This window comes from Dehalococcoidia bacterium (genome assembly GCA_035310145.1).
GTDB lineage: Bacteria > Chloroflexota > Dehalococcoidia > CAUJGQ01 > CAUJGQ01 > CALFMN01.
Genome location: DATGEL010000099.1, coordinates 1 through 26,250, shown reverse-complemented (window position 1 = coordinate 26,250; position 26,250 = coordinate 1). Strand labels below are relative to the sequence as shown.

The following is a 26,250-nucleotide window of genomic DNA, read 5'->3' as shown; positions in this document are numbered from 1 at the left end:
CTACGCCGCGCCGTGCCAGACGGCCATGTGCTGGTGCACCGTCTCCGGATAGGAGCCGGGGCCGTAGTAGTGGTCGTAGAACGCCGTCTCCAGGTGGTGCGCCTGCACCCAGACGCCCGGCGCCACGGGCGGAATCGTCGCCGGGAAGTGGCCGTAGCGCCGCACGCAGTAGGCGTAGAGGGCGATGGCCGCTTCGACGGCCCGCTCGCTGGTGCGCGGAATCTGGTGGTCGACGGAGAGGCGCGGCGCAAACGGCGTCTCCGCGCCGGCGTAGGCGCCGCCCTCGCCCCACTTTTCGTCGAGGATCGCCTGCACCGCCGCCTCCGGCCCGCTCACGTAGGGCGCCACCAGCGGCTCGAACACCCCGTCCAGGCCGAGCGGCCGGCCCGCCTCGAAGCGGAAGCCGAGCGCGCCGAGCAGCGCGGCCGCGCGCGGCGCGGAGAAGAGCCAGCCGCCCAGGCCGATCGCCTGCAGCGCCAGGTAGATATTCTCGCCCATCAGCGCCGGCTCGACGCCGACGAGATCGGTGAAGACGCCGCGCTCGATCTCTCCCAGGTCCAGTACGCGCTCATGGTTCAGCCAGGAGAAGCCCTTCAGCGGCTCCTCGGCATAGCGTGTGTCAACGATGTAGTAGTTGTGCGGATCGTCCAGGTACATCAGCAGGTTGTTGATCAGCCCGCGCGTCAGGTCGGAGACGGGCATGAACACCGTGCTGCCCGGCACGTTCACGTCCCAGTGGTTGAAGGCGGGCATGATCGGCGCCTGCCGCGGGATCTCGACCCGATGGTCGAGCACGTGGATGCGGTGGCGGCGCACGCCATCGACGGCGCAGGCCAGGGCGTCCGGCTGCCCGCGCGACGGCAGATGGCGGCGCACGGCGATCAGCGAGGTCTGCTCGTCGTCGGTCATGAATAGCTGCGCCGCCTGGATGCCGCAGGGCGAGGCGCCGGTGCGTCCCGCAAAGGCGGCCAGGGCGTTGCCCCCGGTGGGCCGGCCGCCACGGTCGGCGTACGACCAGTCGCCGAGCTGCAGGCCGGAAAGGCCGGTGCCCGCCGCGGCCAGCAGATCCTGCTCGACGGCGCTGAGCGGCAGCGGCGGCGTCGCGGAACGCCAGGCGGTCGGACCGCCCGGCAGCTCGGCGCCCACGGCGAAACGGCGGGCGCGCCGCGAGAGGATCGCGTCGTACAGCGGATAGCGCAGCGCCGTTTCGATCGCGGCGGCCGCGCCGGAGGGCAGCGCGAGGCCGTCCAGCGTTGGCTCGGCCTGCGACGCATCGTCTCGCTTCGTCGTGCTGGTCATCTTGGCCTCCCCGCGGCATCGGCGCGGACGGCCCGGAGCCTGTCACCCGCGGCACGCCGCCCGGTTTCCACCGTATGCCCGGCCTCCGCCTCTCGCAAGCGGCGCGATCACGCTCAATGTCCGAGGCTAAGCGCGATGGCGAGCGAGCCGCTGAGCAGCAGCACCGGCGTGAGCACCAGTCCCCAGCGGGCAAAGTCGCGGGCACGGACCGCAACGCCGCGCCGGCGCAGCAGCAGCAGCCAGAGCAGCGAGGAGAGCGAGCCGAGCACGGTGAGGTTCGGGCCGATGTCGCTGCCCAGCAGCGTGCCGTAGAGCAATGCCGGGTGACCAGGGCCGGCCGCGTGCAGGGCCGAGAGCATCACCGCGCCCATCGGCAGGTTGTTGATCAGGTTCGCGCCGGCGGCGCTGATCGCGGTGGCGCCGACCACGCCGGCGAGCGGGCCGTGCCGGTCGAGTGTGAGCAAGGCACTGGCGAGCTGAGCGGTGAGGCCGCCGCGCTCCAGAGCGCGGACCAGCACCAACAGGCCGGCGACGAAGGGCAGGATCTCCCACGGCGCCCGCGTGAAGCCGCGGGCCGGCATCCAGCCCGCGATCAGCGCCACCGCTGCCAACGCGGCCCCGGCCACGAGCACCGGCACGCTCACCGGCCAACCCATATGCGAGGCGACGAGATAGGCGACGGCCAGCGCTGCCAGGCCGCACAGGGTGACGCGAAATCCGGCGCGGTCTGTGACCGTCTGCGAGAGCGCCGGCAGCTTCTGCGTGTCGAAGCCGCCGGCCAGCCTCCGGCGGAAGCCGAACCAGAGCAGGCCGATCGTCACGGCGATCGACAGCAGACTCGCGGGCAGCGTCGCCAGCAGATAGCTGTGCAGCCGCACGCCGTCCGTGCCGAGCACGAGCACGTTGAGCGGATTGCTGACGGGCAACGTCAGCGAGGCGCTGTTGGCGATGAAGGCGCAGGCCAGGGCGAAGGGCAGCGGCGGCACCTCGACCGCCTGCGTCAGGGCCAGCACGGTCGTGGTCAGCAACAGGGCGGTGGCGTCGTTGGAGAGCAGCGTGGTCAGCAGCACGCCGGCGAGGCAGAGGTTGAGGAAAAGCCGCGTGCAACTGCCACGGGCGCGCCGCGCCGCGGCCAGCGCCGTCCACTGGAAGATCCCGGCGTCTTCCGCCACGCGGCAGACCAGCAACAGCCCAACGAAGAAGAGCAGCACGTTCCACTGCGCGGCGACCGCCTGCCAGGCTTGCGCGGCGCTGACCGCACCGCAGGCGACGGCCAGCAGCGCACCCAGGCTGGCGGCTGCACCCTCCGAGAGGCCGCACGGGCGGATCAGTACCGCGGCGATGGTGACGGCGAAGAGGCAGATGGCGATCGCGTCGCGCGGCACGTATGCTCCGATGCTGGGACGGGGCCTGAGCACAGCCTACCGTGCGGCCCTCACCTCATGTCACATACCCCTCTCCCACTCGTTGCACGACGGGCGCGGGGCGACCGGGTCTGGAGCGCTCCGGGGCCGGCACGGAAAACCGTTCCCCCAGCCGCCCCGCGGGCCGTATGCTGCTCGCGGCCGGCAGGCAGACGCCGGCGGCGGAGCGGGCAGGCGTGGATGATCTGACCTTCGGTCTCAATCGGCGGCCGTTCGGCTCGGCAAAGCAGTTGTCGGACACCGTCCGCCGCGAGGAGGCGCTGGGCTTCGATTACGCCTGGTTTCCCGACTCGCACCTGCTCCGACCGGACGCCTTTATCCTCGCCGCGCTCACCCTGCAGGCGACCGAGCGGCTGCGCGCCGGTCCGCTGCTCGCCAATCCGATCACCCGCCACCCGGTGACGCTGGCCAGCGCCGCCGCCACGCTGGGCGTGATCGGCCCCGGCCGCGCGGCGGTCGGCATCGGCGCGGGCGACACGGCCGTCTCCACGATCGGCGAGCGGCAGGCGAAAGTCGGGGAGGTGCGCGCGACGATGCAGCTCGTGCGCCGGCTGCTCGAAGGTGAGGCGCCGGACCTCGGTTCGCGGCTGCCGGCGCGGCGGCTGGGCACGCGCGGCAAGGCCGAGATCTGGGGCGCGGCCAGCGGCCCGCGCGCCGCGAAGGCCGCCGGCGCCGCCGCCGATGTGATCGTGCTGCGCTGCGGCCTGCATCCGGCGAATCTCAACGCGCTGGCGGATGCGGCCGAGGCGGGCGCCCGCGAGGCCGGCCGCAATCCCGCCGCCCTGCGCTTCGGCGCGGTCGTGCACACGCTGCTTGAAGATGATGCGGACTGGGCCGCCGCCCAGGCGCGCATCGTCGCCGCCGGCTTCTATGAGCTGACCGCGCAAAGTTGGCAAAGGCCCGGCTTCGCCTGGAACGGCCCGCCGATCCAGGCGCTGGCGGCGCAGGTCTACCCCGATATCGTGCACGCCGAAGACGTGCCCGCGGCAGCGGCGCTGACGGCGTTCGTCACGCCCGAAGTCGCCGGCTGGTTCGCGCTTGCCGGCGACGTGGCGCAGGTGGCGAACGGTTTGCGGCGCGTGCGCGAAGGCTTTCCGCGGCTGTGGCACGTGATTCCGCAGCCGTTGACCTGGAAGCGCGACTTTCCCGATCGTGTGGCCGCCGTCATGCAGAAACTCCGCGGCTGAGTGAACCGTGGCCACCCTTGCCCGCGTATAACCATGAGAAGCGTGGTAGGATGCCGATGCCACACACCGGGGCGTGACGGGGACGACGCGCACGTCACGCTCGCGTTGATTCGCGTATGGGCGCGTGCTACGATCCAGCCGGAGTGCGGCGCCGGAAGCGAACGATCGCCGGGGGCGCGGGGTCGAAGAGGAGCGGTTTGCGATGGACTTTTTTGCCAATCCTGTGCATCTCATACTGCTGATCGTCGTGATCGTGCTGCTGTTCGGCGCCAACAAGCTTGGCGATGTCGGCGGCGCCCTCGGCAAGAGCATCCGCGAGTTCAAGAAGGAAGCCGGCCGCGACGACGAAATCAGCGCCGCCCGCAAGGCGGCCCAGACGCCGCCGGCCGGTCCCACCGCCGGCTACAGCGTTCCCCAGCCGCCGGTGAGCGGCTACGCCGCCGCGCCGCAGCCGCCGACGCCGGCCTATGTGCCGCCCGCGCAGGCTGCCCCGCCCGTGGCGCCCGCCGCGGAGCCGCAACGGCGCATGGAGTACGCCCCCACGGAGTACCGGCCTGAGACGCCGCAGGCGCCAAGCGCCTCCAGCAACGGCACCGCGCCGGAGTACCGCGGCGGCTAACGCCTTCAGCGGGCGACAAGACACAAACAGACGGCCCCGTCGCTGCGACGCGGGCCGTCTTCGTCGTTTGGCTGGAACTGCGGCTTCCCTCAGTGGCGGCGCATGACGCGGTCGTAGATCAGCGCCAGCAGCACGATCAGCACCGCCAGCCCGGCGAGCGCCACGCCCTGCTTCGGATTGGAGCGGAAGGCGATGGCGATGATCAGCGCGAAGCCGGCGCCGGCCGCCCCCCACCACAGACGCCGCACTACGGCTTGTCCCCGCCGCCGCTCTTCGAGCCGGCAGAGGGCGCAACGCACGGCGGGCGCCCCGCCGCTTGCACGGGCCAGGCGCGCCGGACCCGACTCGTGCAGAGACCCCGCGTGGCGGCGGCACAGCGTTCGCCGGCAGCTGGCGCAGGGCACGGCGCCCGGCGCCTCGCAGCCGGCCACGGCACAGCCCAGCGTCGGCGCCGCCGGGCGGCCATTCGCCGCGCGGCGTTGCTGCCGGCGGCTCAAGCGGGCTTCGCTGACGGCCACGTGCGTGTGTTCCTTTCAAGCAAGGTTGGCCCGGCCCTTGCGCACGGTCAGGCGGCGCCGGCTAGCCACCGGGGGCAGCCGAGGGCGCCTCGAAGCCGTTGCGCTGGTGGCTGCCGTCGCAGAACGGCTTGTTGCCGGAGCCTCCGCAGCGGCAGAGCGCGATGCGCGGGCGGTCGCTCTTGTATTCCTTGCCTTCGATGTCTACGACCGTCAGCGGGCCTTCGATGATGTACGGTCCGTTGGGCCGCACCACCACGCGCGTCTCATCTGCCATCGCTCGCCCCCGATTCGCGCATCGTATCCACGGCGCCGGCCGGCCCCGGCGCCGCCACAGCATAGCATTCCCGCTTCATTCAACGAACCACGAACAACGCACGACGGATTCCGAACCTACGGCTGTGTGCGGATGCGGCGTGTGGCTATACTGCGAGCGGTGCGCCACGCCTGAGACGCGGCAACGGCGCCCGACGAAGCGGCGATGGCCGAAGCGGCAGCGGCACTCTCGGCTCTCGGCAGCGTCCTGCGTGCGGCGCGGGAGGCGCACGGACTGAGCCGTGCCGCGTTGGCCGCGCGGGCCGGCTGCACGCGCCAGTACGTCGAGATGCTGGAGAGCGGCGACCGCGCACACCCGCGTGCCGCGATGCTGGCCTCGCTGGCGGCGGCATTGGCGTTGACCGAGGAAACCCGCGCCGGTCTGTTCGCCGCCGCCGGTGCGGCGCCGCCGGCCTCCGCGCCGGTCGTCAGCGAGCCGGCCACCGCCCTGGCCTCGGCGTTCGCACGGACGCAGCCGTATCCGGCGCTGGTCCTCGACCCGTGCTGGAGCTTGCTGGACTGGAACGGGCTGCTGCCGGCGGCGTTTGAGGTCTACCCGGCGCGGCTGCCGGTCGAAAGCTCAAACCTGCTGCGCCTGCTCTGCGCGCGCGAGCTGCGGTCGCGCGTGCTCAACTGGGACGAGGCGGCGCCGGCGCTGGTGGCCCGCTTCAAGCGGGAGACACGCAGCCTCGCGCACGATCCCGCGCTGCAGCAGACGCTGCGCGAGCTGCGCACGCTGCCCGGCTTCGCCTCGCTCTACCGGTCGGCACGGGCAGATCTCGACCCGGCCGCGCGCCTCCTCGGTCTGCAGCACCGGCGCTTCGGCCCGCTCTGGCTGGCGTGGCTGCTGGCCGCGTTCGCGCAGCAGCGAGAGCCGCGCCTGCTGGTCTTTCTGCCCGCCGACCGCGCCAGCGCCGCCGCGCTCGAACAGTTGCGCGCCGAGCAGGGAGGAAGGGGCTGAGCGCCGCTGCCGGCAGGAGGATGTGCCGGATGCGCATGGCCGGCATGATTGAGGCGCAGGCTATCGCGCCTGCAGGACAGCAGGGAGGGAGCGATGGCGCGATCGCGGGTGCTGATCGTCGGCGCGGGCTTCGGCGGCCTGAACGCAGCCAAGCGGCTGCGCCGGCTGCCGGTTACCGTCACCTTGCTCGATCGGCACAACTATCACACCTTCACGCCGCTGCTCTACCAGGTCGCCACCGCGGGCCTGGAGCCAGAGGAGATCGCGCACGCCGTGCGGCCGATCCTGGGCCGCGCCCGCAACCTGCGCTTCCGTGTGACCGAGGTGACGGGCGTGGATCTCGACGCGAGGACGGTGCGGACCTCTGCCGGTGCGCTCGACTACGACTACCTGATCCTTGCCGCGGGCAGCACGAGCAACTTCTTCGGCATCGACACCGTGCGCCGGCAGGCGCTGGGGCTGAAGGACATCGACGAGGCCCTGGCGCTGCGCAACCACGTGCTGCGCCGCTTCGAAGAGGCCGCCTGGGAACACGATGCCGCGCGCCGCGCGATGCTGCTCACCTTCGTGGTGGTCGGCGGCGGGCCAACCGGCGTGGAGTTCGCCGGGGCGTTGCAAGAACTGATCCGCCACACGCTGCGCCACGACTTCCCCGGCCAGGAGCTGGCGCCGGCGCGCGTGATCCTGATCGAGGCGACGGAGAGCCTGCTCAGCGCCTTCAAGCCGCGACTGCGCCGCTACGGCCTGCGGGCGCTGCGCAAAAAGGGCGTCGAGGTGCGGCTGAACACCGCCGTGGAGAGCCTTGACGGAGCGCTGCTGCGGCTGCGCGGCGGCGGCGAGATCCGCACGGGCACGGTGATGTGGGCGGCCGGCGTGCGCGCCGCGGACCTCGTGGCCGGCGTGCCGGCGCCCAAAGGAAAGTCCGGCCGCATCGAAGTCGATGGCTGCCTGCGGTTGAAGGACCACCCCGAGGTCTTCTGCATCGGCGATATGTCGATCGCCGGCGCGGGTGGCGAGCCGCTGCCGATGCTGGCGCAGGTGGCGATACAGGGCGCCGCGAGCGCGGCGGACAACATCGCCCGCGACCTGCGCCGCGAGCCGCCGCGGCCGTTCGTGTACCGCGACAAGGGGATCATGGCCACGATCGGGCGCAACGCGGCCGTGGCACAGGTCGGCCCGCTCGCCCTCACCGGCTTCATCGCCTGGCTGATGTGGTTGGCGCTGCACATCGTGATCCTGATCGGCTTCCGCAATCGCCTGCTCGTGCTGGTGAACTGGAGCTGGAACTACCTGACCTACGATCGCGGCGTGCGCCTGATCATCGGCAGGCCGGGCGAGCCGGCGGCCGTCGAAGGCACACGGCGCCCCTGATGCGGCTGGCGGCCTCGGCATGCCGACAACGGCGCCACCGTGCGGCTCCAAGATTTCGCTGGATATTCTTAAAGTCAATATTGACTTTCTTCACGATCGGATTGAAGATGACTAGTGTGAAGGAGGTGAGCGATGCATCCCGTTCCGACGCAGTGCCCGGTCTGCGGCCAGGAGCCGCGGGTCACCCGGTTGCATTGCGACAACTGCGGCACGGCGGTCGAGGGCGTGTTCAGCCTCGGCGCCTGGCAGCGGCTGAATCGCGATCAGCTCGCCTTCGCCGAGGTGTTCATCAAGCGCCGCGGCAAGATCAAAGACGTCGAGGACGAGCTGGGCGTCTCCTATCCGACCGTCGTCGCCCGCCTGAACGAGCTGCTGGCCGCGATGGGCTTCGACAGCTCCGGCGCTCCGCCGCCGGAAGAGCCGGAGACCAACGGCCGCGGCCCGCAGCGCCAGCAGATCCTGGACGAGCTTGCGGCCGGCAGCATCAGCGCCACCGAAGCCGCGCAGCGTCTGCGCGAGCTGTAAGCGCGGGCGGCGCGGGCTCGATGCCAGCCGCGCCGAAATCGCAGCGACAGTCCCCGTTTCGGGGTGAGCAGGGGCCCTCCCCTTCGGACCATCGGAGACGCCCGAACAAGCGCGGCAGCCCCGCCGCGAAATCGCATCGGCCGTAGGCGGCGTCACATTCGGGGGTGAGAGTGGACGTGCCCCCTATGACCATCGGAGATACCGGGGTGACCGTGAAGGCCACCAGTGAAATCCACACGCAGTCACCATTTTTGGGGGTGAGAGGGGCGCGCCCCCTATAACCATCGGAGATCTGAAATGAACGACCTGGGAGAGTTTCTCGAACGGCTCGGCCGGCGGTTGGAGCGGCTGGACCGTCCCGGCCGCTTCGGCTGGAACCTGGCGGACGATGAGGATGAGCCTGTGGAAACGATTGAACGTGAGCTGGTGTTCGGCGAGGCGCCGGCGCTGCGCCTGAACGCCGGCATGATCAGCGTCTCGGTGCGACCCGTGGCGCCCGGCGAACGCGCCCGTCTGGTGCTGCGCGGACGCCGTGCCAACGAAGAGCAGGTCGAGATCGGCAGCGGCGAGGACGGCGCCATCACCGTGGATGTGCATCCACGCCATAGCTGGCAGACGGTGGACTTCCGCCCCTGGCGCGTGCGCGAAAATGGCTTGCAACTCGAAGTGTTCGTGCCGCAGGGCATCCGGCTGCAGGCCCGCGTCGAAGCCGGCCGCATGAGCGTCGCCGATCTGCACGACTCCGAGTTTGACCTGCGCACGGACGCGGGCAAACTGCGCGTCAGCGACTGCAACGGACGCATGCGCATCGCCTCCAGCGCCGGCAAAGTCGAGCTGGAGCGCATCGCCGGCACGCTGGACGCGCGCACCGACGCGGGCGCTGTTCACGCAACCGACGTCCGCCTGACCGGCGACAGCAGCCTGCGCGCCAGCGCCGGCAGCCTGCGCGTCTACGGCCTGCGGTTGCTCTCGGGCAACCATGTCGTGGAGACGAGCCTGGGCAGCGTGCGCCTGGGCCTGGCGCCCGACGCGCCGGTGCGCATCGAAACCCACGTCTCGCTGGGTTCCGTCGACAACCGCGCCGGCCCGGGTCCGGAAGACGCGCCGGCCCACTTGAAGGTCAGCAGCGAGCTCGGCTCCGTGCGCATCCGCCTCGAAGAGGCGCCGGCCACGCCGCTGCATCACGTCTCGGTCACCGATGCCCGCATTGCATCGGAGTCTCGTGCGGACTCCCATGCGGCGTCGAGCGCGGAGACGGGCGTGGGTGGACCGAGCGCCGGTCCCGAGAACACGGCCGGAGCGGCGCCGGCGGGCACGGCCACGGCCTCGCGGCCCGCACCGGGCCCGTCGCAGGAAGAGACGATGCGCATCCTCGACATGGTGGAGCGGCACGAGATCACGCCCGGCGAAGCGGCCGCCCTGCTCAGCGCCCTGCGCGGCGGCGGGCAATAGCGATGCGGGCACGGTGGGCGGGCGCCGGCGAAGTGGCGTGCGCAGCCACCGCTCGGCGCACGCCGGTGCAAGCCAGGAGGCCGGAACGACGCCGGCCCCGGCGGATTCGCAGGATTCACGATGAACCAGGAACGCCTGCGCGTGCTCGAGTTGCTCGAGCAGGGCAAGATCACCGCGGCCGAGGCCGCCGAGCTGCTGCGTGCCCTCGGCGACGAGGGCGACGAGAGCGACGGGCGCGAGCGTGCCGGCCGGCGCGATCGGCGCGACGAGCGTGAGCGCTTCGACGGTGGCCGCCGCGGCCAGCCGCGCTGGTTCCGCGTGCGCGTCACCGACACCAAAACCGGGCGCATGTGGGCCAACGTCTCGATTCCCTACGGTATGGTCAACTCCGGCCTGCGCTTTGCGCCCGGCAACTTCCCCTTCGGCCGGACCGGTCTGCCGCCGCGCATGGACGATCTGCTCGACGCGCTGCGCAGCGGCCGGCGCGGCGCGATCTACGACGTGACCGATGCCGGCAAGGGCCAGCGCATCGAGATCATCGTGGAGTAGGCGCGGATCGGGCGATCGGCCGCGCCGCCGGCCGGGTGTGCCGGTGACAACCGTACAAGACCCCGGCCCCGCTTCTCCCCCTCCCCTGTGCCGAATACCTGTTCACGGAAGGCGCAGATGTACTACCGCAAGCTCGGCGACACGGGTTCCCTCGTCGGCGAAATCGGTTTCGGCGGTTGGACGCTGGGCGGGCCGGACGGGCTTGCGCCCGACGACGACACGGCCGTTGAACTGATCCGTTCGGCCATCACCCGCGGCGCGAACTTCATCGACACCGCCGACGTGTACGGCGACGGCCGCAGTGAACGCCTGATCGGCCGGGCGATCGAGGGCCGTCGCGAGCACGCCTTCATTGCTACCAAGGGCGGGCTGGTGTCGCAGGGCGGCGTACTGAGCCGCGACTTCAGCCCGAAACACCTGCGGCGCGCCGCCGAGGCGAGCCGTGAGCGGCTGTGCTGCGGGACGATCGACCTCTACCAGTTGCACCATCCGACACCCACGGACCTGGCCGAGCCCGTGCTCTGGGAGGAGCTGGCGCGCCTGCAGGCCGACGGCGTGATCCGCCATGTCGGCGTCGCCGTCCAGGCCGCCGAGGCCGCCCGGGCCGCGCTGGCGGCACCGGCCAGCGCGCCGGTGGCCACCCTGCAACTGCCGCTCAACGCCTTCGACGCGGAGTTGCTGCCGCTGTTGCCGCGGGCGCGGGCGGCGGGCATCGGCGTGATCGCGCGGGCGCCCTTGCTCGGCGGCGTGCTGGCCAGAGACTATCGGCCCGGGCATCGGTTTGCGCCCGGCGACCCGCGCGCGGCCTGGCCCGCCGCACGGCTTGCGGCCGCGCTTGCCTTCGCCCGCCGTTTCCGCGAGCTGGCGAATGAGAACGAACGCAGCGCGGCACAGGCCGCGCTCGGCTGGGTGCTGGCGCAGGAAGAGGTAGCGGTCACCATCCCCGGCGCTCGCCTGTCGCAACAGCTCGACGAGAACCTTGCGGCCTCCGATCTGCCGCTGCCCGCGCCGCGGCTGCTGGCTGCCGTCCAGCACCTGCGCCTCGTCGGCAGCGAAGTGGCGGCGAAGGGCTGATCGCCCTCACCCCCGTCCCCTCTGCCAATTCTGGGCGAGGGGCGACCGCGCTTAGCACGGCTCAGGCGGTGCCGGGTTAACCACACCCGCCACGGAACGCACTACCGGGGATCGTCTCCTTCCCCCAGGATTTGGGGAAGGAGATACGCGGGGATGAGGGCCGAACGCCGCCCGACTTTGCACGATCGCGCCCGCCGACTACACTCAGCGGGTGAGCGGACACTCCTCCATCGTGCACGGTCGGGCCGCCGCGCCGCCGCGCAGCACGCGCGGCGCCCGCCCGCTGGTGACGCTGCCGCGCCTGCTGGCGTTGGTGGCGCTCGCGGGCATGGCGGCGCTGCTCCTGCTGGTTGGCCCGCCGCTCTGGCTTGTCTGGCACAGCGCCGGCGTGCGCTATGACGAGCCGCGGAAGGTGCCGCCGCAGCAGACGGCGATCGTGTTCGGCGCCGGGCTGAAGCCTGATGGCACACCGTCGGCCCTGCTCTCGGATCGCATCCACGCCGCCGCGTTGCTCTACCTCGACGGCAAGGTGAAGCAGGTGCTGATGTCCGGCGATGGAAGCACCCCCGGCCACGACGAGCCGGCGGCGATGGCGAAGCAGGCCGTGGCCGAAGGCGTACCGGCCAGCGCGATCGTGCTGGACGCCGGCGGCGTGCACACCTACGCGAGCTGCCGCCGGGCGCACGACCTGTTCGGTGTCCGGCGCGCGGTAGCGGTGAGCCAGTCCTATCACCTGCCGCGCGCGATCTACACCTGCGAGCGGCTGGGAATCCACACGGTCGGCTTCTCGCTGGCTCGAACACCCTACGGCGGCGACGCGGCCCTGCGCGCACGCGAGCTGGTCTCCCTGGACGCCGCCTGGTGGGAGCTGCTGGTGAAGCGGGGCCCGAGTTGGCCCTAGTCACTCCCGCCCTGGCAGTGCGGGTTGCGCTGCGGGGCGCGGCCGCGGCTGTTCTGGCAGGCGGGCACGGAGTGGTTTTGGCCGTTCGCGTTGCCGTTGTCCTCACCATTGTCGTTGCCGTTGCCCGCCTGGCTGCTCGGCAGGGTGAAGGCGCTGCCATCGCTGTTCGTCGCCTGAATCGTGGCCGAGCCGCTGCTGGCGCCCGCGATCGTCACCGCCTGCGCCAGGGCGCCGCCTGAGCCGGTCACGTTGAGCGATTCCGCGAACACCAGCGGCCCGGCGCAGCCGCCCGCCGGCACGGCGAAGCTGAAGCTGCCGTTGCCGACCGTGGGCGACGGCGCGCTGGCGCAGCCGCTCGTGTACGTCGCTGAAGCGAAGCCGGCGTTGCCGGAGATGGTTACCGTCACCGTCGCGCCCGCGGCCAGCGGCGCCGACGGCTGCAGCGTCAGCGTGCAGCTCACCATCGCCGCCTGGCTGCCATCATCGGCGTAGGCGCGGTCGTCGCCGTTGTCATCGCCGCCGCCATTGCCGTCGTCCGCGTTGGCGGCGGCGCAGGTCTTCGAACCGCTCAGTGTCAGCGCCCCGCCCTGCTGCTGCGCCGGCAGTTGCGCCGTGAAGCTGCCCAAGCCGCTGAACGTGCCGCTGGCGCTCAGCGTTTGCGTCAGACTGCTGCCGCTTACGCCCGCGACGGTCTCGTTGAGAACCAGGCCGCCGCTGCCGCCGCAGCCGCCGCCGGGCGTCGTGAGGTCGAAGCTCGTCGGGCTGACGGTGATGGCGGGCGTGGTAGCGCAGCCGCTCATGTAGGTGACACTCGTGAACGTGCCGTCGGAGAGCGACACGCTGAGCATCGTGCCCGCCATGGTGGAGCTGGCGTTCACAGTGAGCTGGCAGGCGAAGGCGCCGGCCGTTGCGCCCGCGGTGCACGTCTTGCTGCCGCTGAAGCTGACCAGGAAGACGGCGGTGTTGACCACCAGACCGGCGGCGCCGGAGTCGGTCACGCTCTGTACCAGGGTGCCTGGCGCGGTCAGGCCGGAGACGGTCTCGCTGAAGGCGATCGGCCCCGCGCAGGCGCCGTCCGGCGCGGTGAAGCTGAAGGAGCCGCCGCCCGCGGCGATCGCCGGCGGGTTCAGGGCGCCGCTGGGCTGGCAGCCGCTGCTGTAGCTCGCCTGGCTCAGTGCTCCGGTCGAAATCGCGACGGTGACCGTCTCACCGGCCTGCAGCGAGCCGTCGAGCGAGAGTGAGCACATGACCGTATTGGCATCCAGGGGCGCACACTGGCTGCTGGCGGTACTGATCGCGGCGGCGGCGGGCCGCCGCCGCGCGAGTCCGACGCCCCCGAGCGCCGCCAGGCCCACGAGCACCAACAGGGTCGCGAATCGTAGCCGAGACATCCGCCACCTCCCGCGGCAGGAAGCGTCGCCGCGTGTGCCTTCGCGCCAGACGCGGGGCGCGCGGCCCCAGGGCGGGCAGGGCCGTTCACTCCGTATAACGAACGAGATTGCCACTTGTTTCGCGGTATATGCCACGCGCGGCGGCGAAACCTCGACAGTTTCGTATCGGAGGTGTAACAACTGATCGGGCGTCGCGTTTGCTCTGGTACGGGGGAAACCGTTTGGCAGCCGCGCGCCGTGTCGCGACGCCGCGGCAGGGTTGCGCGAACGCCCGCTGCCGTGACCAGCGCACGCTGTAGGCATGATGCATGGAGGCCAGAGGCGCGCCGCGTCGATCGCCGTCCGCAGGCGGGCGGCGGCTGCATGAGAGGACCGTGACCATGATCCCGCCAACCCGCCGCTTGATCGCCCTTGCCGTCCTGTTGCTCTGCGCCGGCCTCGGCCTGGCGCACGCCGGCGGCGCCAACGCCCAGGCGCCCGGCCAGACCGGCCCGGCGGTCGCCGCGCCCGTCAGCGGCCGCCTGCAAACCGCGCTCGGCGTGGGCCAGCACGGCCACCCCTCCCGGCCGTTCCTGCATCCCGGCGGCAAGGACCAGCTCGCGCGCGGCAAGCAGATCGCGCAAGGCCTGGCACGGGGCGGCAACATTCAGCAGCCGGGCAGCGGCGTGATCACGACGGCAGCGCAGACGCAGGGGATCGGCTTCAACGGCATCAGCGCGGCCGAGTCGTCCTGCGGCTGCCTGCCGCCCGACGGCAACATTGCCGCCGGCCCGAACCACGTGATCGGCGTGGTCAATACCGCGGTCAAGATCTGGAACAAGAGTGGCGCGCTGCTGCTCGGTCCCGCCGATCTGCAGACGTTCTTCGCCCAGAACAGCGGCTGCCCGTCGGACGGCTTCTTCAACTTCGACAGCGATCCTTCCAGCGATTACGATGCCGCGGCCAACCGCTTCGTCATGGAGATCCTCAGCATCAACGCCTTGACCAACGGCTCGCGCATCTGCATCGCCGTGACGCAGACTGCTGACCCGACCGGCGTCTGGAACATCTACGCGATTCCCGTGCAGGAGACGGACCAGCTCTTCGACTTCCCCCACATCGCCATCGGCTCCGACGCAATCTATGTGAGCGGCAACGAGTTCAACGCCAGCCAGAGCTTCACCGGCGCCTACATCTACGCCTTCAACAAGAGCGTGCTCTACGCCGGCCAGACGGCCGCGTTCAAAGAGGCCGCCGTGGGCAACACCGCCTCCGGCATGCCCGCTGACACCGTCTTCCCCACGCGCAACGTGACGGCCGCGGGTGTAATGTACTTCGTCGGCGCGGACAACGGCACCTGCCCCTGCTCCACGGTCAGCGTCTGGAAGTGGGCCAACGCGCTCGGAGGCGGCTCGCTGACGCTGCAGGGCGGGGTCAGCGTCGACAGCTATGTGCAGCCGCCGGACGCGGTACAGCCCGCCGGCGCCAACGCCGCAACGATCGTTACCAACGACGTGCGCTCGCTTTCGGCGCAGATCTCGCAGGGCGCCGTGTACAGCGCCCACACCGTCGGCTGCAACCCCGGCGCGGGCACGGTGGCCTGCGTGCAGTGGTATCAGCTCGGCAACCTCGACGGCGCGCCGACGCTGATCCAGCAGGGCACGCTCGGCAGTGACGGTGAAGACCGCATGTACCCCGCGCTCAGCGTCGACATCAGCGGCGATCTTTCGATCGGCTTCGCCCACTCCTCGGCCAGCGTCTTTGCCGGCGTCGACTATACCGGCCGGCTGCCGAGCGACGCGCCCGGCGCCCTTGAGCTGCCGGAGAACGTGCTCAAGGCCGGCGAGGTCAACCTCGATGGCACGCGCTACGGCGACTATGCCGGCGAAGTGGTTGACCCCGACGGCTGCACCGTCTGGCACCTGGAAGAGTATGCGCAGTCCGGCCAAACCTGGGGCACCTGGGTCGGCAGCTTCCGCTTCCCCAGTTGCTCCACCACCCCCACGCCGGACTACACAATCGCGGCAAGCCCCGCCTCGCAAACGGTGACCGCCGGCGGCGGCACGACGTACACCGCAACGCTCACCAGTTTGAACGGCTACGCCTCGGCCGTGAACCTCAGCATCAGCGGCCTGCCCGCCGGCGCGAACGGCAGCTTCAATCCCGCCGCCGTCACACCCAGCGGCAGTTCGACCCTGAGCGTGACGACCAGCGCAAGCACGCCGGCCGGCAGCTACCCGCTGACGATCACCGGCACGGGCACAGACGCCGGGCATACAACGCACTCCACCGGCGTGACCCTTGTTGTGAATCCGGCGAGCCAGCCCGACTTCGGCATCAGCGCGAGCCCGAGCTCGCAGAGCGTGAACGTCGGCGCCGGCACAACGTACACGGTCGCCACCACCAGCCTGAACGGCTTCTCGGGGCAGGTGACCCTCAGCGTCAGCGGTCAGCCCGCGGGCGCGAGCGCCGGTTTCAGCGTGAATCCGATCGCGGCCGGCGGCAGCGCGACGCTGACCGAGTCGACCACCTCTAGCACGCCGCCGGGCAGCTACACGCTGACGATCACCGGCACGAGCGGGAGCCTTTCTCACTCGACGACGGTGACGCTGGTGGTGAAGGTGCCAGACTTCAGTATCAGCGCCAGCCCGGGGTCGCTCAGCGTCTCACGCAATTCGAGCGGCACGTACACCGTGACCATCGGTTCAACCAACGGCTTCTCAGGGTCGGTGGCGCTCGCGGTCAGCGGTCTGCCGGCCGGCGCAACGGCCAGCTTCAGCCCGGCGAGCGTCACGCCGCCGGCCGGCGGCTCCGCCGGCTCGACCCTGACGGTGAACACCGGCAATCGCCGCGGCAACTTCACGCTGACGATCACCGGCACGAGCGGGAGCCTCTCCCACTCGACGACGGTGACGCTGCAGATCACTCGGTAGACATGCGCCACCGCCAACCACGATCCAACGGGGAGGCGCCGCCGCGGCGCCTCCCCGTTGCGTACGAGCGTCGTTCTCAGCCGGCGGCAGCCGCGATCATCAGCTGCGTCCCGCGTTCCTCGCCCTCCCCGTGTCCGCTCGCAGTAAGATGGGGCTGGCAACTCGAGAGCACCAGACGGGGGCGGAACGATGGTGGCCACAGCCGCGAACATGACCGACTACGAGCGCGAACGGCGGAGCTTCGCGCTCGACGTGCCCGAATTCTTCAACTTCGCCGTCGACGTGATCGACCGCTGGGCGGAAGACCCAAACCGCGTCGGCATGGTCTGGGTGGGAACGGAGAACCGCTCGCGCACGCTCACCTTCCGCGACTTCGCCTGGGGCAGCAACCGCGCGGCGCGGGTGTTCAGGCAGCACGGCATCGGCAAGGGCGACCGCGTGCTGGTCGTCGCCTCGCGGGTGCCCGAATGGTGGGAGGCGCTGCTCGGCCTGATGAAGCTCGGCGCCGTGGCCGCGCCGGGCACGACCCAGCTCACGGCGCGCGACATGAAGTACCGGCTGGAGCTGTCGCAGGCGAAGGCGGCGATCGTGGACGTGGAGAACGCGCGGAAGCTGGTCACCGTGCGCGGCGAGTGCCCGCAGTTGCAGACGATCTTCGTGATCGGCGGCGACGTCGACGGCTGCGTACGCTACGAGACGGCCGTGGCTGAGCAGCCGCGCCACGTCGAAGCCGAGCGTACCCGTGCCGACGACGAGCTGCTGCTCTACTTCACCTCCGGCACGACGGGCTATCCCAAGATGGTGCTGCACACGCACGCCAGCTACGGCATCGGCCACCAGATCACCGGCAAGTACTGGCTCGACCTGAAGCCGAGCGACCTGCACTGGACGCTCTCCGACACGGGCTGGGCGAAGGCGGCCTGGGGCTGCTTGTTCGGCCCCTGGAGCCAGGGGGCGGCGCTGTTCATCCAGGACGTGCCCGGCCGCTTCGACCCCGTGCTCACGCTGAAGACGCTGCAGGACTACGGCGTCACGACCTTCTGCGCCCCGCCCACGGCCTACCGCCTGCTGGTGCTCGAAGACCTGAAGCCGTATGACCTCTCGGCGCTGCGGCACTGCGTCGGCGCCGGCGAGCCGCTCAACCCCGAAGTGATTGACGCCTGGCAGGCCGGCACGGGCATGACGATCCGCGACGGCTACGGCCAGACCGAGACGGTGCTGATCGTCGGCAACTTCCCGCCGATCGAGGTGCGGCCCGGCTCGATGGGCAAGCCCTCGCCCGGCTTCGAGATCGCCGTGATCGACGAGAACGGCACGCCGCGCGAGCCGGGCGAGGAGGGCGACATCGCCATCCGCGTCCGCCCGAACCGCCCGGTCGGCCTCTTCCGCGAGTACTGGAACGACGCCGAAGCCACGAAAAACTGCATCCGCGGCGACTGGTACATCACCGGCGACCGCGCCTACATGGACGGCGACGGCTACTTCTGGTTCGTCGGCCGCGCGGACGACGTGATCATCAGCGCCGGCTACCGGATCGGCCCTTTCGAGGTCGAGAGCGCCCTGCTGGAGCATCCGGCGGTGGTCGAGGCGGCGGTCGTGGCCTCGCCGGACCCGGTGCGCGGCGAAATCGTCAAGGCGTTCGTGGTGCTGGGCAAGGACGCACAGCCCGGCGACAAGCTGGCCGAGGAGCTGCAGGACCACGTCAAGCGGGTGACGGCGCCGTACAAGTACCCGCGCGAGGTCGAGTTCGTGACGGAGCTGCCGAAGACGATCAGCGGCAAGATCCGGCGCATCGAGCTGCGCCAGCGCGAGGCGGCGAAGAAGACGAACCCGGCCGAGTACCGGGTGTAGGGCGATCGAGCCCTCATCTCCCAATGCCTCCCAATGCTGCGGGAAGGGTAGATCTATGCGCGGGGCAGCGGGGCTGAAGGCGGGGCTGCCTGGCCACTGATCGGGGCGCATCGCCTGCGCCCTTCGCGCCCGCAGGCGAAACCCGCGGCGCGCTGCTAACCCGACCCCACGCTGAAACTTCCTCCCCAAGATCGCCCCTCTCCCTCTCCCAGGATTGGGAGAGGGAGAGGGGGACGGGGGTGAGGGTGAGGGCCAACCGATGGATGTCGAGTTCATTCGCAGCGGCGAGCGCACGTATCACTGCATCGCCTACCGCCATGACGGCGTGTGCCTGCGCGTGTCCGGCGCCGGCCGCATCCTGCCGTTGCCGCACGACCTCGTGCATTTCGTGATCGAACGCGAGCTGGGGCTGACTGGCGGCTTCTGGGGCAGCGTGGCGGACGGCGTGCTCTTTGGCAGCATAACGGTCGTGTCGGGCCGCCAACGCCCGCACGCCGCGGAGCGTTCACGGACGCTGCTGCGCGCCAACGCTGAGCTGCTGCTGCAAGCCGAGGTCGTGGCCGGGGCGCTCGATGCGATCGTAGCCGAGGGCGCCGACGCGAACGCGCAGCAGGCGCTGAGGCGGTTGAACGAGGCGCAGTCGGCCGTGCGTATCGGGCGCGTGCCGATGGATGTCGTTGGCCTGCGCCGCGTCTGCGCCGTCCTGCGCGAGGCGGCAGACGGCTGGCAGAAGTTGCCGTTTGACCAACCGCTCGCGCTGCGCTGGCCGGAAGGCGGGCGGGAGCGAACGCGGCGCTCCCACCGAGAGCGCCGCCGCCAGCGAGCCTCTGCGGCGGGCGCTGGCGCGGCATAGCGATCTCTGCCTACACTGCCACGGGGCCGGCAGCGCTTCGCTCGATCGCGCCGCGATTGCAAGGCGAGCCGGCGCGCGGGGAGGGTCGCGATGGCCGCCTGGTCGGCGGGTAGACGCCTGCCCTGGTTGGTGGCGAGCGCGGCCGGTTTGTTGCTGGCCGCGGCAGCGTTTGCGCCCGGCGGTACGCGCGGCCAGGCGAGCCCTTCGGCCACGGCCACGCCGCGCAGCACGGCCACCACGGCCACCACGGCGCCGCAGCCCGCGCCGCCCATTCAGAACGACGACGCCGTGCGCGCCGTGCTGCCGGCGGACCTGCAGGGCTCGACGCGGCTGCCGGTGCGCAAGTGGGCGCGGGCCGACATGCCCGACGCGCCCGGCGGCTACGTCGTCTTCATCGCCACGATCTACCCGCGCTTCGAAGACAACAGCGAGTGGCTGCTCGTCAACTACCTGCAGTGGGACGGGCAGCAGTGGCAGCTCGCCCTGGGCGGCTACGCAGGCGTGCAGCTCCAGGGCGACGACATCTGGCTGGCCGAACACCTGACCGACATCACCGCCCTCGCCAGCCCGCCCGGCCAGAGCTACCGCGTCTTCACCGTCGCCTACACCGCGGATGGCGCCTTCAGCGACACGCTGCAGCGCACCGAGACCGTGGTGCAGATCTACGACCTGACGTTGACCACGGCCTGGTCGCGCGTCGATGCGCTGCAGGACATCGACAGCAGCCACGCGGCCTACACACTGGAGCACGACGAGAGCGTCGATTGGATCTTCAAGGATCTCGACGGCGACGGCATCAGCGAGCTGGTGGCCACCGTCACGGACACGGACACCGTCACGCTCGCCGCCGGCGTGGCGCCCGACCCGTCGCTACCGGCGGCCGGCACGACCACCACGACCTCGACCGAGGTCTACAAGTGGAGCAACGGCGTGTTCTCTCTGCAGTCGCTGGGAGCGCCGCCGGCCGCTGCCGCCAGTACCACGCCAACGCCGGCGCCACCGGCCGCAGCGACCCGCAGCCCCGCCGCGGCTACACCGCCGCCCGCCACCCCGAGCCGGAGCCCGGCGCCCGCCGGCAGCGCGGCCACGCCGGCCCCCACGGGCACGAGCTTCCCGGCCTCGGCCTGCCCGCCGGCCTCTGCCTATCCGCCGGGCGTGCCCGCACTGCCGGCGGGCGCCGGGCCGCTGGTGAGTTCACCTTCCGGATTGCAGTACCAGGAGATCAGCATGGGCAGCGGTGCGACGGCGCAGCCAGGCCAGCTCGTGACCGTGAACTACACCGGCTACCTGGACGACGGCACCGTGATCGATCGCTCCCCCGGCCAGAGCGGGCAGCCGGTCAGCTTCACCCTGGGACTCGGGCAGGTGGTCAACGGCCTGGACCTCGGCATCGCGGGCATGAACGTCGGCGGCAAGCGCCGCATCATCGTGCCCTACGCGCTGGGATATGGCGCGGTCGGCCAAATACCGGTGATCCCGCCCTGCGCCCGGCTCACCTACGACGTCGAGCTGCTGAGCGCCCAGTAGCAGGCGGAGAGCCGTTACGAGAAAATAGAAGCGAGAAAATAGGAAATAGGGGACGAGGAACGAGGAGCGTCCCCTACCCTATGCCCTTCTATTCCCTATTCCCCGTTCCCTGTCACGAGGGCCGGGCCGCCTGGATCGTGCGCCAGACGCGCTCCGGCTTCAGCGGCATGTCGATGTGCTTGATGCCCAGCGGCTTGAGCGCGTCGACCACGGCGCTGACGACCGTGGGCGAGGCCGCGATCGTGCCCGCCTCGCCGATGCCCTTGGCGCCCAGCGGGTTCATCGGGTTCGGCGTCACCGTCTTGTCCAGCTCGAAGGTGGGGAAATCCTCCGCGTGCGGCAGGGCGTAGTCCATCAGCGTGCCGCTGATCAGCTGGCCGTGCTCGTCGTAGACCACGTCTTCGTAGAACGCCTGGCCGACGCCCTGCGCCACGCCGCCGTGCACCTGGCCGGCCACCAGCAGCGGGCTGATCACCACGCCGCAATCGTCCACGGCCACGTACTTCTTCAGCGCGATTTGGCCGGTGTCGCTGTCGACCTCGACCACGGCCGCGTGCACGCCGAAGGGGAAGGCGAAGTTCGGCGGCTCGAAGTAGCTCGTCGCTTCCAGCCCCGGCTCCGTGTCCGGTGGGAAGGCGGCGGGGAAGTAGGCCGCCGCGGCTACCTCGCCGATCGAGACGCCCTTTTCCGGCGAGCCCTTCACCCAGACGCGGCCGCCGCTCACGTCGAGGTCGTCCTCGTTCGCGTCCATCATGTTGGCCGCGAACTTCTTCATCTTCTCTTTGACCTTGTTGATCGACATCAGGATCGCGGCCCCGCCCACGGTGGTGCCGCGGCTGCCGAAGGTGCCGACGCCGTGCGCGACCTTGTCCGTGTCGCCGTGAATCACGCGAATGTTCTCGAAGGGCACGCCAAACTCGTCGGCCACGATCTGCGCGAAGCTCGTCTCCTGGCCCTGGCCGTGCGGCGAGGCGCCCGTGTGCACGGTAATCATGCCCGTGCGCTCGATCGTGACCTTGCCCATCTCCCAGCCGCCGACGCCCGGCAGTGCCGCCGAGGGGCCGAAGCCGCAGATCTCCGTCCAGGTCGAGACGCCGATGCCGACGTACTTGCCGTTCTCCGGCCCGCCGCGCTGCTGCTCACGCACGCGGTCGTAGCCGACCAGCTCCAGCGCCTTCTGCAGCGCCGGGCCGTAGTTCGCGCTCTCGTAGAGCATGCCGCAGGCGGTCTGGTACGGGAACGCTTCGGTCGGAATCAGGTTGCGCCGGCGCAGTTCGACCGGGTCCATGTTCAGCTCGCGCGCCAGCAGGTCCATCATCCGCTCGATGTAGTAGGTCGCCTCCGGCCGGCCGGCGCCGCGGTAGGCGCCGGTCGAGGTCTTGTTGGTGAAGAGGCCGTAGATGTCGCAGTGCACCGCCGGGATCGTGTAGACGCCGGTCAGCATCAGGCCGGAGAGCGTGGGTACGACGTTGCCGAAGAAGCCCTGGTAGGCGCCGAGGTCGGCGAGGATCTTGACGCGCAGACCGGTGACCTTGCCGTCGCGCGTGGCCGCGATCTCGTACTCGCCGAGCTGGCCGCGGCCGTGCACCGTCGCCTGGAAGTTCTCCGAGCGCGTCTCCACGTACTTCACCGGCTGGCCCAGCCGCCTGGAGAGCACGCAGCAGAGCACCTCCTCGGGATAGAGGTCGGCCTTGACGCCGAAGCCGCCGCCGACTTCCGGCGCAACCACGCGCACATGGTTCTCCGGCATGCCCAGCAGGCCGCCGATGATCGGTTTCAGCAGGTGCGGCGCCTGCGTCGAGGACCAGAGCGTCAGGTGGTCTTCGCCGGGCTGGTAGTCGGCCAGGATCGCCCGCGTCTCCAGCGGCACGCCTTGCAGACGCTGGCTCTCCATGCGCTGCTTGACGACGACGCCCGCGTTGGCAAACGCCTCGTCTACTTCGCCGGTATGCAGCGTCCAGTAGAAGGCGACGTTGTCGTCGAACTGGTCGTGTACCTTCGGCGCCCCGGGCGCCATCGCCGCTTCGAGATCGACAACGGCCGGCAGCTCTTCGAACTCGACCTCGATCGCGTCCACCGCGTCGCGCGCCAGGTAGCGATCCTCGGCCACGACCACCGCGATCGGATCACCGACATGGCGGGCCTTGTCTTTGGTCAGCACGTTGCGCGGCGCGATCTTCGTGTCCGGCGTGGCCGGCGCGGCGGGCATCGGCCCCAGCACGTCGGTCAGGTCGTCGGCGGTCAGCACGGCGACGACGCCGGGCATGCCCTTCGCCGCCGAGGTGTCGACGCGGGTGATGCGCGCGTGGCCGTATTCGCTGCGGCGCACCGCCATGTGCAGGCCGTGCATCAACTGGATGTCGTCCGTGTACTGGCCGTTGCCCGTGATCAGCCGCGGGTCTTCGCGCCGTTTCACGCGGGCGCCAACCAGCTTGGGTAGGTCGACCTGGCTCGTCATGAGCGCCGCCTCCTGTTGTCCATACGACGTGGCCCCACGATTCTGAGCGGCGCTCCGGGGGAAGTCAAGGCGATCCTGCCGCCCGTGTGCCAACGGTTACCATCTGGTGGAGGCCATCGGGGCTTGCGGCTTCGGCGAGCAGTTGGCTCAACGCCCGGCCAGCGCCAGCCGCGCGCTGATCTCGTATTCGCTCACCTGGTCGGCCTTCAGCCTGGGCGAGAGGCGGAGCACCACGTCGCCATCGTGGAAGAGCTGCTCCGGTTGGCCGGCGCCCTTCTGCGCGGCCAGCAGTTGCGTGAAGCGGCGCTGCGCGTCGCGCTGGCTGGCAAAGAACTCGACGGCGCCGCCCGACTGCACCGAAGGGGAGGCCGAGCCATCGTCCAGGCGTGAGTCAGCGAAGACCGTTTTGCTGGTATAGCCCCCCACCTGACCGAGGAGCTGATCCGGATCGTCGGCAGCAGTGAGACTGACCGTCTGCCCCAGCGGAATGCCCCGCCGCCGGAAGTCGAGCACGACCTGCTGGGCGTCGGCCGCGACGGGTCGGCGGCGCTTGCCCGCTGCCGGCGTGGCGGCCGGCGTCGCCGGGGCAGGCGTGGCGGCGGACGGACGCGGCGCGGCGAAGACGGGGGCGACGCCGGCACTGCCTGCCGCGCTCGGCGCAGCCGCTTCTGGCGAGACGGCCGGCGGGGCAAGCGTGGCCGTGGCCGTGGGACTGACGGCGTTGGCTCCGGTGACGCTCGGCTTCGCGGCGCTGCCGCCGGTGCAGGCGTTGAGCAGCAGAGCCAGCGCCGCCACGGCGCCGGCGACCGCGCAAGTCATTCGGCGCTCACAGAAGGTGCTGCGACTGAACTCGCCCTCGTCGATGCTGCCCGGGTTCATGGCACGCTCCGTCGCGTCAACTGATCCGATCACGAGCGGAACGGCGCCGCCGGTTCGGCCCGGCGATGAGAAAACCGCCGGCGCGGCGCCGGACGCGGTCTGGCGAGGACGGCGGGCGCGTGCTACGCTGAGGGCAGTACAGCGAAGAGGTTGCGATGGCCGGCTAGCCGGGGCAGATGGGACGAACGCGCGGGCCATGCATGGCCGCGCCCGCGCGCTTCATCCTGGCTGGACCGGTGGGCCTGCAGCGCCCGCGTTCCGCGAATGCATCTGCCGGAGATCACGCCGTATGGCCGTGATCTCTTTTTTGTTGCCCGCGTCCGGGCAGGGGGAGGGGCTATGTTACGCGTAGATCGCGTCGGCAAGCAGTACGGCGGCCACCGCGTGCTTGCCGATGCCAGCCTGACTGTGGGCGAGCATGAGAAGGTCGCGCTGATCGGCCCGAACGGCTGCGGCAAGAGCACGCTGGCGCGCCTGATCGCCGGTATCGAGGCGCCGGATGCCGGCTCCGTCTCCGGCGCCTTTGCCGGCCTGCCCGATGCCTATTTGCCGCAGGGCGCCTTCGCCGGCGAGGTTGCGGACGCCGCGTCCGCCGCGCCGGCGATCGAGCGACTCTGGCGCCTCGGCCACCGCCTTGCTGCCCGCGAGGAGCGCGGCGCGGACGAGGCGCTGGCGCTGGCCGACGCCTTCGAGGCCCAGGGCGGCTGGCCCGCCTTCGCCGATCTGGAGGGGGTGCTGCGCGGGCTGGGCCTGGCGCACCTGCCGCCCGACCGCGCGTACGATCTGCTCAGCGGCGGCGAGCGCGCCCGCCTCGGCCTGGCGGCGCTGCTCAGCCGGCCGGCCCCGTTCCTGCTGCTCGATGAGCCGAGCAATCATCTCGATCTTGAGGCGCAGGCCTGGCTGCAACGCTGGCTGCAGCAGTTTCGTGGCAGCGTATTGCTGATCTCGCACGACCGCGCCCTGGTCGACGCGGTTGTCTCCGCGGTCTATGCGCTCACCGCAGACGGCGGCGGGCCGCGCCGGTTCGCCGGCGGTTACAGCGGCTATCTCGCCGCCGTTGCGCAGGAGCGCGAGAGCCAGCTCGATGCCTACCGGCGCCAGCAGGACGAGATTCGGCGCGTGCGCGAGGATATTCGCCGCGTGAAGGCGCATGCGGCGCGTTTCGACGCCACCAGCGCCAACGACTACCACCGCCGCATCGGCAAGAAGGTGGCGCGCACGGCGAAGGTGCGCGAGCGCAAGCTGGAACGCACGCTCGATTCACAAGCGAAGGTGGAGAAGCCCGCGCAACACTGGGGGCTGAAGGCGGAGATCGCCGGGGCCCGGCGCGGCGGCGAGATCGTGGCCGAGCTGCGCGAGATCGATCTGGCCTTCGCCGAACGTGTGATCTTCGACCGTCTCTCGCTGGAGCTGCGCAATGGGGAGCGCGTCGTCATCAGCGGACCGAACGGCTGCGGCAAGACGACGCTGCTGCGCGTCTTGCTCGGCCAGCAGCCGCCCGATCGCGGCAGCGCGCGGCTTGGCGCCGGCGTCGTGCCCGGCTATCTCTCGCAGCAGCACGAAGGGCTGACCGCGGGCCGCTCCGCCCTCATGCATGTGCGGGAGGCGGCGCCGCTGGACGAGGGCGCGGCGCGCGCGTTCCTGCACCGCTTTCTCTTCGGCGGCGATGAAGCGCTGACCGCGGTCGAGCGGCTGAGCTACGGCCAGCGAGCCAGGCTGGCACTGGGCCTGCTGGTGCTGCGCGGCGTCAACCTGCTGGTGCTGGATGAACCGATGAACCATCTCGATATCGAGAGCAGCGAGCGCTTCGAGGAGGCGCTGGCCGAGTTTCGCGGCACGGTGATCGCCGTCTCGCACGATCGCCATTTCATTCAACGCTTCGCCAGGCGGCTGCTTGACCTGCGCGACGGGCGGCTCGAAGCGCTCCGCCCCGAGGCGATCTGAAGCGACTCGCCCTCGATGCCGACCGCACTTCCCTGGCACAACGAAAGCGGGCGAGTTGATTCACCCGCCCGCCTTCTCGTGCCGTTACCGAAATCGCCGGTGTCGCCTTAGCGCGACTTGCGGAGAGCGATGAGGCCGGAGGCGCCGAGCAGCCCCGCGCCCAGCAGCAGGCTGAGCAGGGCCAGCGCCCGCGGGCCACCGGCCGTGGCCGCGCCACTGCCCGTGTTGGGCAGCACCACCGCC

The 26,250-nt window shown here is 70.9% G+C and carries 21 protein-coding genes; 14 read left to right on the top strand and 7 right to left on the bottom strand.

Going from position 1 to position 26,250, the window contains the following annotated elements; all coding sequences use genetic code 11:
• Together VKV26_18795 and VKV26_18790 are read right to left on the bottom strand one after the other, a co-directional pair.
• A complete protein-coding gene (locus tag VKV26_18795; protein HLZ71957.1) occupies nucleotides 1-1,299 on the bottom strand; it encodes a hypothetical protein in 1,299 nt (432 codons plus the stop codon).
• A gap of 113 nt (nucleotides 1,300-1,412) precedes the next feature.
• Nucleotides 1,413-2,684, bottom strand: coding sequence for an ArsB/NhaD family transporter (locus VKV26_18790; GenBank protein ID HLZ71956.1), 1,272 nt, complete (start codon nucleotides 2,682-2,684; stop codon nucleotides 1,413-1,415).
• 215 nt (nucleotides 2,685-2,899) lie between these two features.
• Between VKV26_18790 and VKV26_18785 the strand changes: the two genes are divergently transcribed.
• Entirely contained in the window at nucleotides 2,900-3,910 is a 1,011-nt protein-coding gene (locus VKV26_18785) for an LLM class flavin-dependent oxidoreductase (GenBank protein HLZ71955.1), read from the top strand.
• A gap of 202 nt (nucleotides 3,911-4,112) precedes the next feature.
• Nucleotides 4,113-4,529 carry a twin-arginine translocase TatA/TatE family subunit gene (tatA, locus tag VKV26_18780; GenBank protein ID HLZ71954.1) on the top strand — a complete coding sequence of 139 codons (417 nt, stop codon included), beginning with the start codon at nucleotides 4,113-4,115 and terminating at the stop codon, nucleotides 4,527-4,529.
• 89 nt (nucleotides 4,530-4,618) lie between these two features.
• On the opposite strand, the gene VKV26_18775 is transcribed toward tatA, so the two are convergent.
• Together VKV26_18775 and VKV26_18770 are read right to left on the bottom strand one after the other, a co-directional pair.
• The gene (locus tag VKV26_18775) at nucleotides 4,619-5,047 is read right to left on the bottom strand and encodes a hypothetical protein (GenBank protein HLZ71953.1); all 429 of its coding nucleotides are present in this window, start codon (nucleotides 5,045-5,047) and stop codon (nucleotides 4,619-4,621) included.
• 61 nt (nucleotides 5,048-5,108) lie between these two features.
• Complete coding sequence (locus VKV26_18770) at nucleotides 5,109-5,321, bottom strand: CDGSH iron-sulfur domain-containing protein (protein ID HLZ71952.1); 213 nt, start codon at nucleotides 5,319-5,321, stop codon at nucleotides 5,109-5,111.
• Nucleotides 5,322-5,525: 204 nt separating this feature from the next.
• Between VKV26_18770 and VKV26_18765 the strand changes: the two genes are divergently transcribed.
• The 7 genes from VKV26_18765 to VKV26_18735 all read left to right on the top strand — a co-directional run bounded on the left by VKV26_18765 (nucleotide 5,526) and on the right by VKV26_18735 (nucleotide 12,192).
• Entirely contained in the window at nucleotides 5,526-6,320 is a 795-nt protein-coding gene (locus VKV26_18765; protein HLZ71951.1) for a helix-turn-helix domain-containing protein, read from the top strand.
• Nucleotides 6,321-6,413: 93 nt separating this feature from the next.
• Nucleotides 6,414-7,691: an NAD(P)/FAD-dependent oxidoreductase gene (locus tag VKV26_18760; protein ID HLZ71950.1), complete on the top strand. Its 1,278-nt coding sequence runs from the start codon at nucleotides 6,414-6,416 to the stop codon at nucleotides 7,689-7,691.
• A 132-nt stretch (nucleotides 7,692-7,823) separates the two neighbouring features.
• Nucleotides 7,824-8,216 carry a DUF2089 domain-containing protein gene (locus tag VKV26_18755; GenBank protein ID HLZ71949.1) on the top strand — a complete coding sequence of 131 codons (393 nt, stop codon included), beginning with the start codon at nucleotides 7,824-7,826 and terminating at the stop codon, nucleotides 8,214-8,216.
• 297 nt (nucleotides 8,217-8,513) lie between these two features.
• Nucleotides 8,514-9,668, top strand: a complete 1,155-nt coding sequence (locus VKV26_18750; GenBank protein ID HLZ71948.1) for a DUF4097 family beta strand repeat-containing protein — start codon at nucleotides 8,514-8,516, stop codon at nucleotides 9,666-9,668.
• A 120-nt stretch (nucleotides 9,669-9,788) separates the two neighbouring features.
• On the top strand, nucleotides 9,789-10,217 hold the full coding sequence (locus tag VKV26_18745) for a hypothetical protein (GenBank protein HLZ71947.1): 429 nt from the start codon (nucleotides 9,789-9,791) through the stop codon (nucleotides 10,215-10,217).
• 117 nt (nucleotides 10,218-10,334) lie between these two features.
• The gene (locus VKV26_18740; GenBank protein HLZ71946.1) at nucleotides 10,335-11,291 is read left to right on the top strand and encodes an aldo/keto reductase; all 957 of its coding nucleotides are present in this window, start codon (nucleotides 10,335-10,337) and stop codon (nucleotides 11,289-11,291) included.
• 232 nt (nucleotides 11,292-11,523) lie between these two features.
• Nucleotides 11,524-12,192: an ElyC/SanA/YdcF family protein gene (locus VKV26_18735; GenBank protein ID HLZ71945.1), complete on the top strand. Its 669-nt coding sequence runs from the start codon at nucleotides 11,524-11,526 to the stop codon at nucleotides 12,190-12,192.
• On the opposite strand, the gene VKV26_18730 is transcribed toward VKV26_18735, so the two are convergent.
• A complete protein-coding gene (locus VKV26_18730) occupies nucleotides 12,189-13,583 on the bottom strand; it encodes a hypothetical protein (protein ID HLZ71944.1) in 1,395 nt (464 codons plus the stop codon). The genes VKV26_18735 and VKV26_18730 overlap by 4 nt on opposite strands.
• Before the next feature lie 380 nt (nucleotides 13,584-13,963).
• On the opposite strand from VKV26_18730, the gene VKV26_18725 reads away from it, so the two are divergent.
• The 4 genes from VKV26_18725 to VKV26_18710 all read left to right on the top strand — a co-directional run bounded on the left by VKV26_18725 (nucleotide 13,964) and on the right by VKV26_18710 (nucleotide 20,726).
• Entirely contained in the window at nucleotides 13,964-16,495 is a 2,532-nt protein-coding gene (locus VKV26_18725; protein ID HLZ71943.1) for a hypothetical protein, read from the top strand.
• Nucleotides 16,496-16,684: 189 nt separating this feature from the next.
• Complete coding sequence (locus VKV26_18720; protein ID HLZ71942.1) at nucleotides 16,685-18,346, top strand: AMP-binding protein; 1,662 nt, start codon at nucleotides 16,685-16,687, stop codon at nucleotides 18,344-18,346.
• Nucleotides 18,347-18,605: 259 nt separating this feature from the next.
• Nucleotides 18,606-19,199 carry a hypothetical protein gene (locus VKV26_18715; protein HLZ71941.1) on the top strand — a complete coding sequence of 198 codons (594 nt, stop codon included), beginning with the start codon at nucleotides 18,606-18,608 and terminating at the stop codon, nucleotides 19,197-19,199.
• Between the two features lie 90 nt (nucleotides 19,200-19,289).
• Nucleotides 19,290-20,726 carry an FKBP-type peptidyl-prolyl cis-trans isomerase gene (locus tag VKV26_18710; GenBank protein HLZ71940.1) on the top strand — a complete coding sequence of 479 codons (1,437 nt, stop codon included), beginning with the start codon at nucleotides 19,290-19,292 and terminating at the stop codon, nucleotides 20,724-20,726.
• Nucleotides 20,727-20,838: 112 nt separating this feature from the next.
• Here VKV26_18710 and VKV26_18705 read toward each other — a convergent pair whose 3' ends face one another.
• Both VKV26_18705 and VKV26_18700 read right to left on the bottom strand, forming a co-directional pair.
• Nucleotides 20,839-23,184: a molybdopterin cofactor-binding domain-containing protein gene (locus VKV26_18705; GenBank protein ID HLZ71939.1), complete on the bottom strand. Its 2,346-nt coding sequence runs from the start codon at nucleotides 23,182-23,184 to the stop codon at nucleotides 20,839-20,841.
• 147 nt (nucleotides 23,185-23,331) lie between these two features.
• A complete protein-coding gene (locus VKV26_18700) occupies nucleotides 23,332-24,063 on the bottom strand; it encodes a hypothetical protein (protein ID HLZ71938.1) in 732 nt (243 codons plus the stop codon).
• A gap of 339 nt (nucleotides 24,064-24,402) precedes the next feature.
• On the opposite strand from VKV26_18700, the gene VKV26_18695 reads away from it, so the two are divergent.
• The gene (locus VKV26_18695) at nucleotides 24,403-26,007 is read left to right on the top strand and encodes an ABC-F family ATP-binding cassette domain-containing protein (GenBank protein ID HLZ71937.1); all 1,605 of its coding nucleotides are present in this window, start codon (nucleotides 24,403-24,405) and stop codon (nucleotides 26,005-26,007) included.
• Nucleotides 26,008-26,250: the final 243 nt, after the last annotated feature.

What these genes read in the sequence shown, in the direction of transcription:
- VKV26_18795 (HLZ71957.1), bottom strand. Translation starts at nt 1,299, where the DNA reads ATGACCAGCACGACGAAGCGAGACGATGCGTCGCAGGCCGAGCCAACG.
- tatA (HLZ71954.1), top strand. Translation starts at nt 4,113, where the DNA reads ATGGACTTTTTTGCCAATCCTGTGCATCTCATACTGCTGATCGTCGTG.
- VKV26_18770 (HLZ71952.1), bottom strand. Translation starts at nt 5,321, where the DNA reads ATGGCAGATGAGACGCGCGTGGTGGTGCGGCCCAACGGACCGTACATC.
- VKV26_18765 (HLZ71951.1), top strand. Translation starts at nt 5,526, where the DNA reads ATGGCCGAAGCGGCAGCGGCACTCTCGGCTCTCGGCAGCGTCCTGCGT.
- VKV26_18760 (HLZ71950.1), top strand. Translation starts at nt 6,414, where the DNA reads ATGGCGCGATCGCGGGTGCTGATCGTCGGCGCGGGCTTCGGCGGCCTG.
- VKV26_18755 (HLZ71949.1), top strand. Translation starts at nt 7,824, where the DNA reads ATGCATCCCGTTCCGACGCAGTGCCCGGTCTGCGGCCAGGAGCCGCGG.
- VKV26_18750 (HLZ71948.1), top strand. Translation starts at nt 8,514, where the DNA reads ATGAACGACCTGGGAGAGTTTCTCGAACGGCTCGGCCGGCGGTTGGAG.
- VKV26_18745 (HLZ71947.1), top strand. Translation starts at nt 9,789, where the DNA reads ATGAACCAGGAACGCCTGCGCGTGCTCGAGTTGCTCGAGCAGGGCAAG.
- VKV26_18740 (HLZ71946.1), top strand. Translation starts at nt 10,335, where the DNA reads ATGTACTACCGCAAGCTCGGCGACACGGGTTCCCTCGTCGGCGAAATC.
- VKV26_18730 (HLZ71944.1), bottom strand. Translation starts at nt 13,583, where the DNA reads ATGTCTCGGCTACGATTCGCGACCCTGTTGGTGCTCGTGGGCCTGGCG.
- VKV26_18725 (HLZ71943.1), top strand. Translation starts at nt 13,964, where the DNA reads ATGATCCCGCCAACCCGCCGCTTGATCGCCCTTGCCGTCCTGTTGCTC.
- VKV26_18720 (HLZ71942.1), top strand. Translation starts at nt 16,685, where the DNA reads ATGGTGGCCACAGCCGCGAACATGACCGACTACGAGCGCGAACGGCGG.
- VKV26_18715 (HLZ71941.1), top strand. Translation starts at nt 18,606, where the DNA reads ATGGATGTCGAGTTCATTCGCAGCGGCGAGCGCACGTATCACTGCATC.
- VKV26_18710 (HLZ71940.1), top strand. Translation starts at nt 19,290, where the DNA reads ATGGCCGCCTGGTCGGCGGGTAGACGCCTGCCCTGGTTGGTGGCGAGC.
- VKV26_18705 (HLZ71939.1), bottom strand. Translation starts at nt 23,184, where the DNA reads ATGACGAGCCAGGTCGACCTACCCAAGCTGGTTGGCGCCCGCGTGAAA.
- VKV26_18700 (HLZ71938.1), bottom strand. Translation starts at nt 24,063, where the DNA reads ATGAACCCGGGCAGCATCGACGAGGGCGAGTTCAGTCGCAGCACCTTC.
- VKV26_18695 (HLZ71937.1), top strand. Translation starts at nt 24,403, where the DNA reads ATGTTACGCGTAGATCGCGTCGGCAAGCAGTACGGCGGCCACCGCGTG.